Genomic DNA, 13,909 nt, shown 5'->3' with positions numbered 1-13,909 from the left:
GCATATGGCAGAAATCGAAAACAAGGCCTTCGAACAGGATTTGATCGAGCGGGGCTATTCCCGCCGTCAGATGGGCAAGGTCGCTGCCCTGCTGGGCGCGGGCGCGGCCGCCCTGCGCGTCACCGGCGCCATGGCGCAGCAGGCCGCCAAGGCGGTCGAGGGCGCCGTGCGCATCGGCGCCAATGAATGCTGGACCGGCCCCTTCCCCGTCGCCGCCGAAGCCGCCTTCAAGCTGGTGCAGGAAGGTAATCGCTACGAACCCAATGACGAACATGCCAAGCTGTTCGCCGCCGTCTCCTCGGTGGAGGGCATTCCCGCCGACCGCATCACCGCCTGGCCCGGCTCCAGCGATCCGTTGAGCCGCGTCGCCGTCGCCTATGCCTCGCCCACGCGCGGCATCGTGACCGGCAATCCCACCTATGAAGCCATCTGGCGCACCGGCGAGTGGCTGGGCGCGAAAGTGACGAAGGTGCCGCTGACCAAGGATTACGCCCATGACGTGAAGGCGATGCTGGCGGCGGACCCCAATGCGGGGGTCTATTACATCTGCTCGCCCAACAACCCCAGCGGCACGATGACCTCGCTCGCCGACATCCAGTGGCTGGCCGACAACAAGCCCAAGGACGCGATCCTGGTCGTCGACGAAGCCTATATCCACTGGTTCGACGGCCCCAACGCCGCGAAGATGGCGGCGACCCGCGACGACGTGCTGATCCTGCGCACCTTCTCCAAGCTGTTCGGCATGGCGGGCATGCGCCTGGGCCTCACCTTCTCCAGCCCCGCCATCATGGAAAAGATGATGCGCTATGACGGCGGCCAGGTGACGGCGATGCTGCCGATGACCGCCGTCGCCTGCGGCACGGTGTCGGTGACCCAGGCCGACCTCATCAAGGCGCGCCGCGCCGAAATGAACGCCAACCGCGAAATGGCCGTCGCCCATCTCAAGAAGAAGGGGATCAAGGTCATTCCGGGCAGCCATGCCAACATGTTCATGGTCGACTGGGGCAAGCCCGCCAAGGAAATGCAGGCCGCGCTCCTGGCCGAAAAGGTGCAGATCGGGCGCAACTGGCCGATCTGGCCGAACGTGTCCCGCGTCTCCGTCGGCTCCGCCGAGGAGATGAAGGCCTTTTGCGACGCCGTCGACAGGGTGTGGAAGGCCTGATCCGGCCTGACCGCTCAAAATTTCGGAAATCGGGAGGCGGCGCATTGCGGAAATGCGCCGCCTCCTTCGTTTCTCCCCGTGGAATATGCGCAGTTGGTGGAACAATTAGGGGAACAGACGACATGACCATGATGTTGGAAAAGGACGCCCGCGAAGACCTGCTGGAGCGGGGCTATTCCCGCCGCACGATCGGCAGGATTTCCGCCCTGATGGCTGCCGGCGCGGCGGCCGGCAACCTGTTGATCCAACCCGCCTTCGCGCAGCAGCAGGCCTCCCGCGGGATCAAGGGCGCGGTGCGCATCGGCGCCAACGAATGCTGGACCGGCCCGTTCGAGCCGGGCGTGCAGGCCGCCGCGAAGGCCGCCGCGGTCGGCAACTGGTATGATCCGGACAATTACAAGGGCGACCTGATCGCCACCATCGCCAAGGTGGAGGGCATTCCTGAATCCCACATCATGCTGTGGCCCGGTTCGGGCGGCCCGCTGGTCAGCACGGTCGCGGCCTTCTGCTCGCCCACCAAGGGGCTGGTCACCGCCGATCCGACCTTCGAATCCGCCTGGCGCACCGCCGATTATCTGAAGGCCCCCATCGCGAAGGCGCCGCAGGCCATCGGCAAGGGCCATGACGTCAAGGCGATGCTGGCCGCCAACCCCAATGCCGGGCTTTACTATATCTGCACGCCCAACAACCCGACCGGCACCATCACGCCGATGGCCGACATCGAATGGCTGCTGGCGAACAAGCCCAAGGATTCCTTCCTGCTGGTCGATGAAGCCTATATCCACTGGTATGACGGCCCCAACGCCGCGAAGCTGGTGGCGGGCCGCAAGGACCTGATCGTCATGCGGACCTTCTCCAAGCTGTTCGGCATGGCGGGCGTGCGGCTGGGCCTGACCTTCGCCGATCCGGAAGTGCAGAAGCGCATCAGCCTGTTCGGTCCCACGGCGGGCGGCCTGTCGATCACCGCCATGGCCTGCGGCAACGCGGTCTATCCCGAAGCGGGCCTGATCAAGGCCCGCCGCGCCGAAATGATCGCGAACCGGGAGGAAACCATCGCCTGGCTTACCAAGAAGGGCATAGAGGTGCACGCCGGCAGCGAGGCCAACATGTTCATGGTCGACTGGAAGACCAAGCCCGCGAAGGAGATGCAGGCCGCCTTGCTCGCCACGCCGGAAAAGGTGCAGATCGGCCGCGCCTGGCCGATCTGGCCCACCGTTTCCCGCGTCACCGTGGGTTCGGCCGACGACATGGCGAAATTCCGCTCGGCGGTGGAGAAGGTCTACAAGGCCTGATCGCTTCCGAAGGGTAAAGAAAAGGGCGTCCGGTGCAAGCCGGGCGCCCTTTTCTTGTGCACCGAAACTTACGCCAATTCCTCCCTACGCGCAGCGTGGCACTGACTCTCTTCGACGTCGGCGCAGCCGATGGTCGAGGGGAAATACGCAGGTTGTGCCCCATTCCCCTCCACCACCGCTTTCAGCGGCGGTCCCCCTCCCCATCTCCCGATGGGGAGGAACAGGATAGGCCCGCTCTTGGCCGCTTCCCTACGCGCTCGCCGTCGAAGCCTCGCACAATGTCTTGAACTGCTCGGCCATCTGGTCCCACCCAGGATGGAAGCCCATTTCCTTGTGCCTCTCCATCGCCTCGGCATCCCAATGCCGTGCCGTCGCGGTGAAGCGCGTCCCCTCCCCCTCGTCGGCAAAGCTCCAGATCGCGGTCATGAACGGCGTCTGCGGTATCCAGCCGGAGGCATAGGCATCGGTCGTCACCACCTTCTCGCCCGGCACGACCTCCAGAAACACGCCCTCCATCGGCCCCGTATCCTCGCCATCGGGACCGAACATGCGCACCGCGCTCCGCCCGCCGGGGCGCAGATCCTCCTCGATCACCTCGGCGCGCCAGGGCTTTGGGCAGAACCATTGATCCTTCAGGTCCGTCCACACTTTCCACGCAATCTCGCGCGGCGCGGCGACATGGCATGTCACCGACAGTTCGAATATGGCGGCGCTCATGACGCGGCCCCTTCGAAGGCCGCCTTCATCCGGGCGGTGTCCAGCTTCTGCATGGTCATCATCTCCGTCATCATCCGCTGGATGCCCGGCCCGTCGCCCGTCTTGTAGAGGTCCATGATCTCCTGCGTCACCAACTGCCAGGACAGGCCATATTTATCCTTCAGCCAGCCGCACGGCCCCGGCGATCCGCCATCGGCGGTCAGGGCGTCGAAATAGCGGTCGATCTCCGCCTGGTCCCTGCACGCGACGGACAGCGACACCGCTTCGGTAAAGCCGAATTTCGGCCCGCCGTTCAGCGCCTGATAGCTCTCGCCGAACAGGGTGAATTCGACCATCAGCACGTCCCCACCCTTGAACGGAGCGGGCGTGGGCTGGTCCTGCGGAAAGCGGTTGATGAAATCCACCGACCCGCCGAAGATCGACACGTAGAAACGCGCCGCTTCCTCCGCCTGCCCATTATACCACAGGCAGGGTGAAATTCTGGACATGGTTCCTCTCCTTATCCTTCGGCCGTCACTCCCCGGCTGCGCGCATGCCCACCAGCGCGAACATCGCGCCCTGCGGGTCGGTCGCCTGGATGATCCAGGCCCCGCCCGGCACCTCCATCGGCCCGTTCAGCACCGTTCCGCCGCCCGCCTTCACCTTCTCCGTCGCGGCGTCGATGTCCGGCACGACGAAGTAGAACAGCCACAGCGGCGCGGGCATTTCCTTCGGCAGCGCCATCATGCCGCCGCTCATGCCGTCGAAGCTTGTCGATCCATCCTGCGAGAATAGCTGGTAGCTGCCCATCTCGCCCATATCCATCGCCTCGCCCTTCGCCCAGCCGAACATGGACGTGTAGAAGGCCAGGTCGGCGTCGAAATCGCCGCTATAGAGTTCATGCCAGCCGACATGCCCGTTCGCCATCGGCGGCGGCGGGTCCATCCCCTCCGGACTGGAGCCCTTGAGCAGCATGAACGGCGCCCCGCCCGGACCGGCCATCACCGCGAAGCGCCCGACGCCCGCTATGTCCTCCGGCGCCCGCTGCACGCTGCCGCCCGCCTCGGCCAGCCGCTTCGCATCGGCGTCCACGTCGGGCGACCCGACATAGCCGCCCCACCAGGGCCTCATGCCATGGGCGGCGGCGTCGGCCGGGATCGCCATGATCCCGCCCGTCGGCCCGGCGCTGCCCGAAACCACATGATAGCCGTGATCGGCCCCGAAGGGCTGGAAGGTCCAGCCGACGACATCGCCGTAAAAGGCCATGGCCGCCGCCGGATCGCCGGTCATCAGTTCATACCAGAAGAATTTGCCGTTCAGGTCGGTCATCGTCCCTCTCCCTCACGCCCTGGCGTCGAGCAGCACCTCGAACCCGCCGTAGATCAGCCGCGCGCCGATGAAGGGCATGTCCTCCCCCTCCTGCGGCTGCATCCGGGGGTCGTTCATGACCTTCTCCGCGCCCGCGTCCCGTGTTTCCTTGTCGGGCCATTCGATCCAGGAGAAGACGACCTCCTCATCCTCCTCCGCGATGACGGCCGTGCGGAAATCGTTGACCTTGCCCGGCTTGATGTCGTTCGCCCAGCATTCCACGATCCGCAGCGCGCCATGCTCGATGAAGATCGGTGCGGCATAGGCCGCGACTTCCCTGTACCGTTCCTTATTGCCCTTGGGCACCGGGATCACGAAACCGTCCATATAGCTCATGACGTCTCTCCTCATGCCCCCTGGCCGGTGCAGGATAGGGGGCCGGCTCCGCCTCTGCAAGCGGAGCCGGGCGTCCCGTTCAATGCGCGCCGTTCAGCGCCTCGAACACCTGGTCGAAATCGCCGCGCCGTTCCGCCTCGCGCAGGAACTTCACCCGCTCGACGCAGATTTCCTCCAGCGCGGGCTGCTGGCGCAGCAGCCCCATGACCTCCGCTATATAGTCGTCCAGCGGCATCATCTGCGGATTTTCCGCATGGCCGGGCATCAGGTCGGTCTGCACGCCCGGCGGCGCCAGTTCGATCACCTCGATCCCCGTATCCTTGAGCTGATGCCGCATCGACTGCGACCAGCTATGCAGCGCCGCCTTGGTCGCGCTGTAGGTCGGCGTCGCCGCCAGCGGGACGAAGGCCAGACCCGACGTCACCGTCATCAATGTCGCGGCGGGCTGCGCCAGCAGGTGCGGCAGCAGGGCATGGGTCAGCCGGATCGGCCCCAGCAAATTGGTCGCGACGGTCGCTTCCGCCACGGCCAGGTCGATTTGCTCCTCCACCACCATGATCCCGGCATTGTGGACCACGACGTTGAGCGCCGGGAAGTCCGCGACGAGCCTGTCGGCGAAGGCCGCGATGGCCGCCGCATCCCCCATGTCGACGGTCATCGCCGCCATGCCGGGATGCTCCGCCACGACGGCGTCCAGCGCCGCCTGCCGCCGCCCGGCGACGATCACCCGATTACCCGCCGCATGGAATTCATGCGCCAGCGCCGCGCCGATGCCCGATCCGCCGCCGGTGATGAGGATGGTGTTGCCGCTCTTGTCCATGGGTTTTCTCCTTTGAAGCGATGATGTGAGCGACAATTTATGCCTTTACTCTCTTTTGGAAAGAAGGCACCGTAAAGTTCCATAGGTACCGGAAAGTAAGAAATGGAAAATCCGCTGGCCAAGCGCTTCGCTCCCGATGAAATTTCTGAAGCGGAGGCCTTTATCGAGGCTAATCCCGAAGCGCCGCTGGACCCGCGAATCGAGCGGCTGGTGAACGAGCTGATCGGCCGCATCGCCGACAAATGGACGTTGCTGGTGTTGGAACTGCTGGAGGAGAAGGGCACGCTGCGCTTCACCCGCATCGCCGAGCAGGTGGAGGGGATCAGCCAGAAGATGCTGACCCAGACGCTGCGCCAGATGGAGCGCGACGGCCTGCTCACCCGCACCGTCCATCCGGTGGTCCCGCCCCGCGTCGACTATGCGCTGACGCCCCTCGGCAACAGTTTGAGCGCCGCCTTTTGCGGCGTCTGGGTCTGGGCGGAACGCCATCTGGAAGCGGTGGAAGATGCCCGCCGCCGCTTCGACGCGCGCGACTAAACACCCCCTCCCCGTTCGGGCTGAGCCTGTCGAAGCCCACTCCTTCTTGACGAGAAGTACGACCCTTCGACAAGCCTGTCCTGAGCTATTCCACCGGCACGAACGTCTCGCGCATGGGCGTCAGGGGAAAGGTCGGCACCTCGACCAGCACCGGCGCGCCCGGCACCCTGACGGGCGTGAAACCCGACGCGACTTCCCTGGGGGCCATCGGCGGCGGCGGCAAAGGGGTGGGCGACGCCACCACCGTCACCGTTCCGCCGAAGCGCGACTGCCATTCCGCCAGCCGCCGCAGATAGTCGGCATAGGCCGCGTAAAAATCCTGGAACGGCTTTTCCAGCGCGATCAGCGCTTCGGGCGCATAGGCCAGCAACTGGTCGGACGGCATGGCCAATATCTTCGCGCCGACATCGATCGCCACCGGGCAAAAGCTTTTCGTCACGGGCGGCAGGGCGAAGAAATTATAGACGACGGTGTTCAGCAACTCCCGCGCCTTCAGCCCGCCCGTTCCATAGGCGGCCAGATAATTGCGGTCGACCGCGGCATTGGCCTCCCGCAGCGCCGCCTGATGCACATGCAATATCCGGTTATACTGGATGCGCGCCGGTTCGTTGACGCCATGGCAGGACAGGGCCGCCACGTTCAGCGCCATGCGCACATGCCAGAGCGCGGTATTGGCCGTGACGCCGCGATTGGGGGTCAGATAGCTGCCGTCCGTCGCGACCTCCGGAATGCTCATATCCTCCACCGCGCCCATGGGCGGCAGCGGCTTGATGGTCGGCACCACCGGCGGCGGGGGCGTGGGCGGCGCCTTTTCCGGGGTGGAACAGCCCGCGACCAGCGCGAGCGCGGTTACGGATGCAAGCTCGAAAAAACGGCGAACGACGGGTCGCAACGGCACCCCGAAATCCTTTGATCATTGTCAGGACAGAACAAACTCATGGCAAAGCCATGCGTTCCTGACGAGCGCGCCGGGGTTCGGCTCATCGGGTCACGGATTCACCCTGTCCTGTTTTCAGGCGCGCCGCTCCAGCGCCACGGCGGCTTCGTCCATCAACTGGGCGATGATGTCGGCCACCGGCTCTTCCTTCGACACCATGCCGACCGACTGCCCGGCCATCAGCGACCCGCCCTCGACATCGCCATCGATCACGGCGCGGCGCAGCGCGCCCGCCCAATAATGTTCGATCTGCAACTGCGCCTCGCCCATGTCGACCGCGCCGCTGTCCAGCAGGTTGGCGACCTCCCGCTGCTTGGCGGTGAAGGCCTCCGTCCCGGCATTTTTCAGGGCGCGCACGGGGATGACCGGCAGGCGCGGGTCGATCTGCACGCTGGCGATGGCGTCGCGGGCGGAGGCGCGGAAAAAGGCCTTCTTGAAATTGGGATGGGCGATGCTCTCGGTCGCGCAGGCGAAGCGGGTGCCAAGCTGCACGCCCGCCGCGCCCATCTCCAGGTAGCCCGCGATCAGCTCCCCGCGCCCGATGCCGCCCGCGACGAACACCGGCAACTGCGACGCCATTTCGGGCAGGATTTCCTGCGCCAATACGCTGGTCGACACCGGGCCGATATGGCCGCCCGCCTCCATCCCCTCGATCACCAGCGCGTCGACGCCGGAACGGGCCAGCTTCTTCGCCAGCGCCAGCGCCGGGGCGAAACAGATCAGCTTCGCGCCCTTCTGCTTGATCGCCTCTATGCTGCCCTTGGGCGGCAGCCCGCCTGCCAGCACCACATGGCCGACCTCATGTTTCGCGCAGACGTCGATCAGGTCGAAAAGCTGCGGATGCATGGTGATGAGGTTGACGCCGAACGGCCTGGAGGTCAGCGCCTTAGTCGCCGCGATCTCCTTGTCGAGCAGGTCGGGCGTCATCGCCCCGCAGGCAATCACGCCGAAGCCGCCCGCATTGGAGATGGCCGCGACCAGATGCCGCTCCGACACCCAACTCATCGCCCCGCACAGGATCGCGACCTCGCAACCCAGGAAATCGGTGCCGCGGGCCATCAGGGATTGCAGTTTCGACTTGCTCATTCGTTCTTTCCCGTCATCCCCGCGGAGGCGGGGATCCATCTCCCGACGTTGCGACCGGGGATGGGGTTGGAGATGGATTCCCGCCTTCGCGGGAATGACGACCTTAGTAAAGAGGTTCGCTTACGCGACCGGCGCGTCCAGGCCATAGGCGGTATGCAGCACGCGCACCGCCAGTTCGGTCTCATCCTCGTCGATCAGCACCGACACCTTGATCTCGCTGGTGGAGATGGCGAGGATGTTGATCCCGCGATCGGCGAGCGCCTGGAACATGGCCGACGCCACGCCCGCATGGCTCTTCATGCCGACGCCCACGACCGACACCTTCGCCACCTTCGTGTCCGGGATGATCCGGTTGAAGCCGATCACGTCCTTCTGCCCCTCCAGCACGTCCAGCGCGCGCGCCAGGTCCGCGCCCGGCACGGTGAAGGTCACGTCGGTCTCGCCCTTGTCGCGGCCGACATTCTGGATGATCATGTCGACGTTGATCGCGGCATCGGCCAGCGGCCCGAAGATATGCGCCACCGCGCCCGGACGGTCCGGCACGCGGGTCAGGGTGATCTTCGCCTCATTCTTGTCATGGGCGATGCCGGTGATGAGCTGACGTTCCATCTTGTCTTCCTTGAGCTTGGCTTCCAGTTCCTCCTCGCTGACGATCAGCGTGCCGGGGAGGTCGTCCTGCGTGGGATCGTCGAAGGAGGAAAGCACCTGCACGACCACGCCTTCCTTCATGGCGAGGCCGACCGAGCGGGTCTGGAGCACCTTCGCCCCGACCGAGGCCAGTTCCAGCATCTCCTCATAGGTGACGAGGTCCAGCTTGCGCGCCCGCGCCACGATGCGGGGGTCGGTGGTGTAGACGCCGTCAACGTCGGTATAGATGTCGCAGCGATCCGCCTTCAGCGCCGCCGCCACGGCCACCGCAGAGGTATCCGAACCGCCCCGGCCCAAAGTCGAGATGCGGCCATCCTCCATCATGCCCTGGAAACCGGGGATCACCGCCACGGTGCCCGATCCCATCGACGCCAGCAGGTCGACCGTGTCGATCTCCCCGATGCGCGCCTTGGCATGGGCTTCGTTGGTGCGGATCGGCAATTGCCAGCCCAGCCAGCTTCGCGCGTCGACGCCCATCGCCTTCAGCGTCATGGCCAGCAGGCCGCTCGTCACCTGCTCGCCGCTGGCGACGACGACGTCATATTCCGCCGGGTCGTAGAGCGGCGAGGCTTCCTTGCAGAAACCCACCAGCCGGTCCGTCTCGCCCGCCATGGCGGACACGACGACGGCGACTTCATGGCCCTGCTCGACCACATGCTTGACGCGCGCGGCCACGTTGCGAATTCGCTCCATCCCCGCCATGGAGGTGCCGCCGAATTTCATCACGATGCGCGCCATTTGCCTGTCGAGCCTGCCTGCTGAAAAGAAATAAATGCCCCATGGGGGCGCGAAAACGGCGCTCCTATTAGCAGCAGCGGCGAATATGGCAACCTTGGCCGCAAAGCGCATATGGCGCGGAGCGGCGGACGCTGGTAGCAGGACGGTCATGGCGAACACAGCTTCCAGCACCATCGACCCCCGCGAGGCCGCGCATTTCGGCGGCATGGCCGCCGACTGGTGGGATCCCAAGGGCAGCAGCGCCATGCTGCACAAGCTCAATCCCGTGCGGCTGCGCTATATTCGCGACGCTATCGACCGGCACTGGCCGGGGCTTGACCGGAGCTTCCGTCCGCTCGCGGGCAGGCGGGCGCTGGATGTCGGCTGCGGCGCGGGGCTGCTCTCCGAACCGCTGGCCCGCATGGGCGCGGCGCTGACGGCGCTGGACGCGGCGAAGGAGAATATCGCCGTGGCGCGCAGCCATGCCGCCGGACAAGGCCTCGCCATCGACTATCGCGCCACCCCGGTGGAGCAGTTGGAGGAAAGCGGCTTCGACCTCGTCACCTCGATGGAGGTGATAGAGCATGTGGCGGACCCGGCCGCCTTCGTCGCCGCGCTGGCGGAAAAGCTGGCGCCCGGCGGCCTGCTGATCCTCTCCACGCCCAACCGCACGCCGCTGTCCCGGCTGGCCATGATCACCATCGGCGAAAGCGTCGGCGGCATCCCCAAGGGCACGCATGACTGGCATAAATTCATCAATCCGGAGGAACTGACGAAGCTGCTGGAGGATGCAGGCCTGGAAGTCATCGACAGCGCCGGCATCAGCTTCACGCCCGGCAGGGGCTTCATCCTCTCGCCCAACCAGGCAATCGACTATCTGCTGACCGCCCGGCATCGGCAGGGATAAAAGGCGATGGCGGCCGATTCCCGCATCGACGCCTATATTGCCAGACAGGCCGATTTCGCCCGGCCCATCCTCGCCCATCTGCGCGCCCTGATTCACGCCGCCTCGCCGGAAACTGGGCCGGAGATTGGGCCGGAGATTGGGCCGGAGATCGGGGAGACTATGAAATGGAGCATGCCCTTCTTCACCTATCGGGGGCAGAATCTCTGCAACATGGCGGGCTTCCGGCGGCATGTCGCCTTCGGCTTCTGGCATGACAAGATGGCGCGGGCCGGCGCCAGCGATGAAGCCATGGGCCAATTCGGCCGGATCGCCAGTCTGGAGGACCTGCCCGCCGACGCGGAACTGACGGCCTTGCTGGCCAAGGCCATGGCGCTGATCGACGCGGGCGACAAACCCCGCGCCGGGACCAGGGAGGCGCGCGCGCCGCTCCCGCCGCATCCCGCCTTCGCCGCCGCGATAGAGGCCGATCCCGCCGCCGCGGCGATCTGGGCAGGCTTCCCGCCCGGCAAGATCCGCGACTATTGCGAATGGATCAATGAGGCGAAGACCGACGCCACGCGCGACAAGCGCATCGCCCAGGCGATCGAATGGATCGCGGAAGGAAAGGGCCGCAACTGGAAATATGAAAAGCGCTGAGCACTCACCGCCGACGGGTCGACCGGCAAGCCGGAGCGGAAACGAAGGGAACGCGGCGGGGACTAAAAAAGCGTTCCGGGGCTGAACATCGCCCCCATGCCGCGCTCCCCCAAAGGCGCGGCACCTCTCCCACTCTCAGCTTACGGGCTTCGCCACCGCCACCAGCGTCGGTTGCGCATCCGCCGCGGCGTCGTTCGTCGCCGCGCCGGCCGCACCGGGCTGGGTCTTGAGGCTCGCCGCGGCCGACTGAAGCGCGACCGCGGCCGCCTCCAGCGCCGCCGCAGCGGATTGCGGCGTGACGGATTGCGGCGTGACGGGCGCTGCCGTCTCCGCCACTGCCGCCGCCGTTGTCGCCAGCGTCACCGGATCGCTTGCCGGAGCCGCCGCCGCAGCGGCCGTCACTTCACACACATCTCCGACCCCGGCCGGTTTTTCCGAGAAATTCCGGGCCAGCATCGGCAGTTCATTCGCACCGGCGTCGGTCGCCAAGCTCAGCAGCGTGTCGGCCATCTGGCAGAAACCCGCCGTCTGGACGCCATCGCTATGACTATTGGCCAGTCTGGTTATGAAATCATCATAGGCACGCTGTCCGTCAGCTATGCCGTTTTCGCGCATGAAGCGCAGTTTCAACGCATTATTATATTTATCGGCATTTCCCATCTTCTCGTGGAATTTATCGTATTTCGCCGTGATCTCGCTATTGGTCGACCGGCATTTCAGCGATCCCAGCATCAACATGATCTGTAAATCCCTGACTCGCGCCGCTTCGATTTCATAGCCTTGCCAGCACCGTGCCTCCCCCGCAGACGCGGCACCGCCGAAAAAGAGCGCGACAAAGCAACTGGCGGCACCCGCCGCCATCCTCAACCTGGACATGATGGACCTCGCAGAATCGACTGGACCCCGCAAATACAACATTAACATTTTGCCATAAAAATGCCATTAATTATTTGTTGACAGTGACATTAATGACGCATCCGGAAGCATGGCGGAATTGCGTCCTTTCATCGATCTCCGGCGATCAAATGGGTATTTTCCGTTCGGTATTTCATGGCGGGCGGCTTGGACAACCGATTTTGGGTTTGGACAACCGATTTTGGGTGGAGAGCCGTCATTCCCCCTCCGGCAGGCGGGAGGGGGCTAGGGGGTGGGCCGGCGCGACATCAGCGTTGTTTTGCAACGGCTAAGAGTCTGTTTGGAAACGCGCGGAAGATCGCATTTCGAGGCGGCACCAGCCCTCTCCCCCACCCGGCCACCCATATGATGCGGTGCGCCGAAAGGCGCATTTCCAAACAGAGCCGGAAGCTCCCCCGGATCAAGTCCGGGGTCGCGCCCACCCGGACCCGCCCATCCCCCTTGGACGGTTGCGTCATCGCGCAGCGGGGCTAAGGCGGTTGCATGCCGCCCCCATCCCCATCCAACAACCCGCATCGTCCGCTCGCCGCCATCGGCCTGCGGCTGGTCGCGGTGATCTGCCTGTCGGTCATGTTCGTGACGGTCCGGCTGGCCGATGCGCGCGGGGTCCATGTGGTCGAATCGCTGTTCTACCGCCAGGCGCTGGCGCTGCCGGTGGTGTTCGCCTGGATCGCGACCACGACCGGCGCGGGATCGATCCGCACCCGGCGCATCGGCGTCCACGCCACCCGCATGGTCATCGGCATGACCGGCATGCTGCTCAATTTCCTGTCCTACATCCTGCTGCTGCCGGCGGAGGCGGTGACCATCGGTTTCACCATGCCCATCTTCGGCACCCTGTTGTCCGCGCTCATCCTGCGGGAGGCGACCGGCATCCACAGGTGGACCGCGGTGCTCATCGGCTTTCTGGGCGTGATCGTGATGGTCCGGCCGGATGCGGGGCATTTCCCCGCCGTCGGCGTCGCGGTCGCGCTGTCCGCCGCCTTCGTCACCGCCTGCGTCAGCCTGGTCCTGCGCGAACTGGGCCGCACGGAAAGCGCCGGGGTGATCGTCTTCTGGTTCACCCTCCTCTCCCTGCCGCCGCTGGGCGCGGCGATGCTGTTCCACGGGCAGGCCCATGACGCCGCGACATGGGGCCTGCTGCTGCTGATCGGCCTGTCGGGCGGCATCGCGCAGATCTGCATGACCGCCGCCCTGCGCCGGGCGCCCGTTTCCGTGGTGCTGCCGATGGACTACAGCTCCATCGTCTGGACCACGCTGCTCGGCTGGGCGATCTGGGGCAATTGGCCGATGGCGACGACCTGGATCGGCGCGGCGCTGATCGTCGGGAGCGGCCTGTACATCGCTTGGCGCGAACATGTCCGCGCCCCGCCCCCGCCTTCAGCCTAGCAGTTCCGCGTCCAGGCTGATCTCCGCGTTCAGCAGCTTCGACACCGGGCAATTGGCCTTCGCCTTGGCCGCCAGTTCCTGGAAACGGGCCTCGTCCGCGCCGGGGATGGTCGCCTTCAGGCTCAGCCTGCTCGCCGTGATGGCAAAGCCGCCCTCCTGCTGTTCCAGCGTCACGACGGCGTTCGTCTCCATCTTCTCCGCCGTCAGCCCCGCTTCGCCAAGAATCAGGGACAGCGCCATGGTGAAGCAGGATGCATGGGCGGCCGCGATCAGTTCTTCGGGATTGCTGCCCGGCACCCCTTCGAAGCGCGTCGCAAAACCATAGGGATGCGCGTCCAGCGCGCCGCTCTGGGTGGAGATCGCGCCCTTGCCGTCCTTCAGGCCGCCGCTCCATACCGCCGATCCGCTGCGATTGATCTTCATGACCGTCCTCCTGTTCGCCTGCCGTGGGGAACCCGGCCGG

General features: G+C 65.6%; 16 protein-coding genes. 6 read left to right on the top strand and 10 right to left on the bottom strand.

Features of this window, described 5'->3' with window-relative positions; genetic code table 11:
• Positions 1-4 precede the first annotated feature (4 nt).
• Both SIDU_RS02750 and SIDU_RS02745 read left to right on the top strand, forming a co-directional pair.
• Complete coding sequence (locus SIDU_RS02750) at positions 5-1,162, top strand: pyridoxal phosphate-dependent aminotransferase (RefSeq protein WP_007684217.1); 1,158 nt, start codon at positions 5-7, stop codon at positions 1,160-1,162.
• Positions 1,163-1,284: 122 nt separating this feature from the next.
• On the top strand, positions 1,285-2,454 hold the full coding sequence (locus SIDU_RS02745) for a pyridoxal phosphate-dependent aminotransferase (protein ID WP_007684215.1): 1,170 nt from the start codon (positions 1,285-1,287) through the stop codon (positions 2,452-2,454).
• 249 nt (positions 2,455-2,703) lie between these two features.
• On the opposite strand, the gene SIDU_RS02740 is transcribed toward SIDU_RS02745, so the two are convergent.
• The 5 genes from SIDU_RS02740 to SIDU_RS02720 form a co-directional block, all read right to left on the bottom strand.
• Positions 2,704-3,171, bottom strand: a complete 468-nt coding sequence (locus SIDU_RS02740) for an SRPBCC domain-containing protein (RefSeq protein ID WP_007684213.1) — start codon at positions 3,169-3,171, stop codon at positions 2,704-2,706.
• Positions 3,168-3,659 carry a VOC family protein gene (locus SIDU_RS02735; RefSeq protein WP_007684211.1) on the bottom strand — a complete coding sequence of 164 codons (492 nt, stop codon included), beginning with the start codon at positions 3,657-3,659 and terminating at the stop codon, positions 3,168-3,170. Before SIDU_RS02735 ends, SIDU_RS02740 begins: the two co-directional genes overlap by 4 nt.
• A gap of 25 nt (positions 3,660-3,684) precedes the next feature.
• On the bottom strand, positions 3,685-4,479 hold the full coding sequence (locus tag SIDU_RS02730; RefSeq protein WP_007684210.1) for a VOC family protein: 795 nt from the start codon (positions 4,477-4,479) through the stop codon (positions 3,685-3,687).
• A gap of 12 nt (positions 4,480-4,491) precedes the next feature.
• Positions 4,492-4,854: a DUF1428 domain-containing protein gene (locus SIDU_RS02725; protein ID WP_007684208.1), complete on the bottom strand. Its 363-nt coding sequence runs from the start codon at positions 4,852-4,854 to the stop codon at positions 4,492-4,494.
• 79 nt (positions 4,855-4,933) lie between these two features.
• Positions 4,934-5,674, bottom strand: a complete 741-nt coding sequence (locus tag SIDU_RS02720) for an SDR family oxidoreductase (RefSeq protein ID WP_007684205.1) — start codon at positions 5,672-5,674, stop codon at positions 4,934-4,936.
• A 102-nt stretch (positions 5,675-5,776) separates the two neighbouring features.
• Between SIDU_RS02720 and SIDU_RS02715 the strand changes: the two genes are divergently transcribed.
• On the top strand, positions 5,777-6,211 hold the full coding sequence (locus SIDU_RS02715; RefSeq protein ID WP_007684204.1) for a winged helix-turn-helix transcriptional regulator: 435 nt from the start codon (positions 5,777-5,779) through the stop codon (positions 6,209-6,211).
• A gap of 85 nt (positions 6,212-6,296) precedes the next feature.
• Here SIDU_RS02715 and SIDU_RS02710 read toward each other — a convergent pair whose 3' ends face one another.
• The 3 genes from SIDU_RS02710 to SIDU_RS02700 all read right to left on the bottom strand — a co-directional run bounded on the left by SIDU_RS02710 (position 6,297) and on the right by SIDU_RS02700 (position 9,620).
• Positions 6,297-7,109 (bottom strand): hypothetical protein, encoded by an 813-nt coding sequence (locus tag SIDU_RS02710; protein WP_037510308.1) that lies wholly within the window; start codon positions 7,107-7,109, stop codon positions 6,297-6,299.
• A 114-nt stretch (positions 7,110-7,223) separates the two neighbouring features.
• Positions 7,224-8,234 (bottom strand): NAD(P)H-dependent flavin oxidoreductase, encoded by a 1,011-nt coding sequence (locus SIDU_RS02705; RefSeq protein WP_007684203.1) that lies wholly within the window; start codon positions 8,232-8,234, stop codon positions 7,224-7,226.
• Between the two features lie 120 nt (positions 8,235-8,354).
• Positions 8,355-9,620 carry an aspartate kinase gene (locus SIDU_RS02700; RefSeq protein ID WP_007684202.1) on the bottom strand — a complete coding sequence of 422 codons (1,266 nt, stop codon included), beginning with the start codon at positions 9,618-9,620 and terminating at the stop codon, positions 8,355-8,357.
• Positions 9,621-9,768: 148 nt separating this feature from the next.
• On the opposite strand from SIDU_RS02700, the gene ubiG reads away from it, so the two are divergent.
• Positions 9,769-10,506, top strand: coding sequence for a bifunctional 2-polyprenyl-6-hydroxyphenol methylase/3-demethylubiquinol 3-O-methyltransferase UbiG (gene ubiG / locus SIDU_RS02695; RefSeq protein ID WP_007684201.1), 738 nt, complete (start codon positions 9,769-9,771; stop codon positions 10,504-10,506).
• 6 nt (positions 10,507-10,512) lie between these two features.
• The gene (locus SIDU_RS02690; protein WP_007684200.1) at positions 10,513-11,142 is read left to right on the top strand and encodes a YdeI/OmpD-associated family protein; all 630 of its coding nucleotides are present in this window, start codon (positions 10,513-10,515) and stop codon (positions 11,140-11,142) included.
• Between the two features lie 135 nt (positions 11,143-11,277).
• Here the strand turns inward: SIDU_RS02690 and SIDU_RS02685 are convergent, their stop codons facing one another.
• On the bottom strand, positions 11,278-11,880 hold the full coding sequence (locus SIDU_RS02685) for a hypothetical protein (protein WP_007684199.1): 603 nt from the start codon (positions 11,878-11,880) through the stop codon (positions 11,278-11,280).
• Between the two features lie 660 nt (positions 11,881-12,540).
• Between SIDU_RS02685 and SIDU_RS02680 the strand changes: the two genes are divergently transcribed.
• Positions 12,541-13,446, top strand: coding sequence for a DMT family transporter (locus SIDU_RS02680; RefSeq protein WP_007684198.1), 906 nt, complete (start codon positions 12,541-12,543; stop codon positions 13,444-13,446).
• On the opposite strand, the gene SIDU_RS02675 is transcribed toward SIDU_RS02680, so the two are convergent.
• Complete coding sequence (locus tag SIDU_RS02675) at positions 13,438-13,869, bottom strand: OsmC family protein (RefSeq protein WP_007684195.1); 432 nt, start codon at positions 13,867-13,869, stop codon at positions 13,438-13,440. The two genes, SIDU_RS02680 and SIDU_RS02675, sit on opposite strands and share 9 nt — an antisense overlap.
• Positions 13,870-13,909 lie beyond the last annotated feature (40 nt).

The organism is Sphingobium indicum B90A, assembly GCF_000264945.2.
Lineage (GTDB): Bacteria > Pseudomonadota > Alphaproteobacteria > Sphingomonadales > Sphingomonadaceae > Sphingobium > Sphingobium indicum.
The sequence above is the reverse complement of the archived record's forward strand: the minus strand, read 5'-3'. Positions and strand labels throughout refer to the sequence as shown.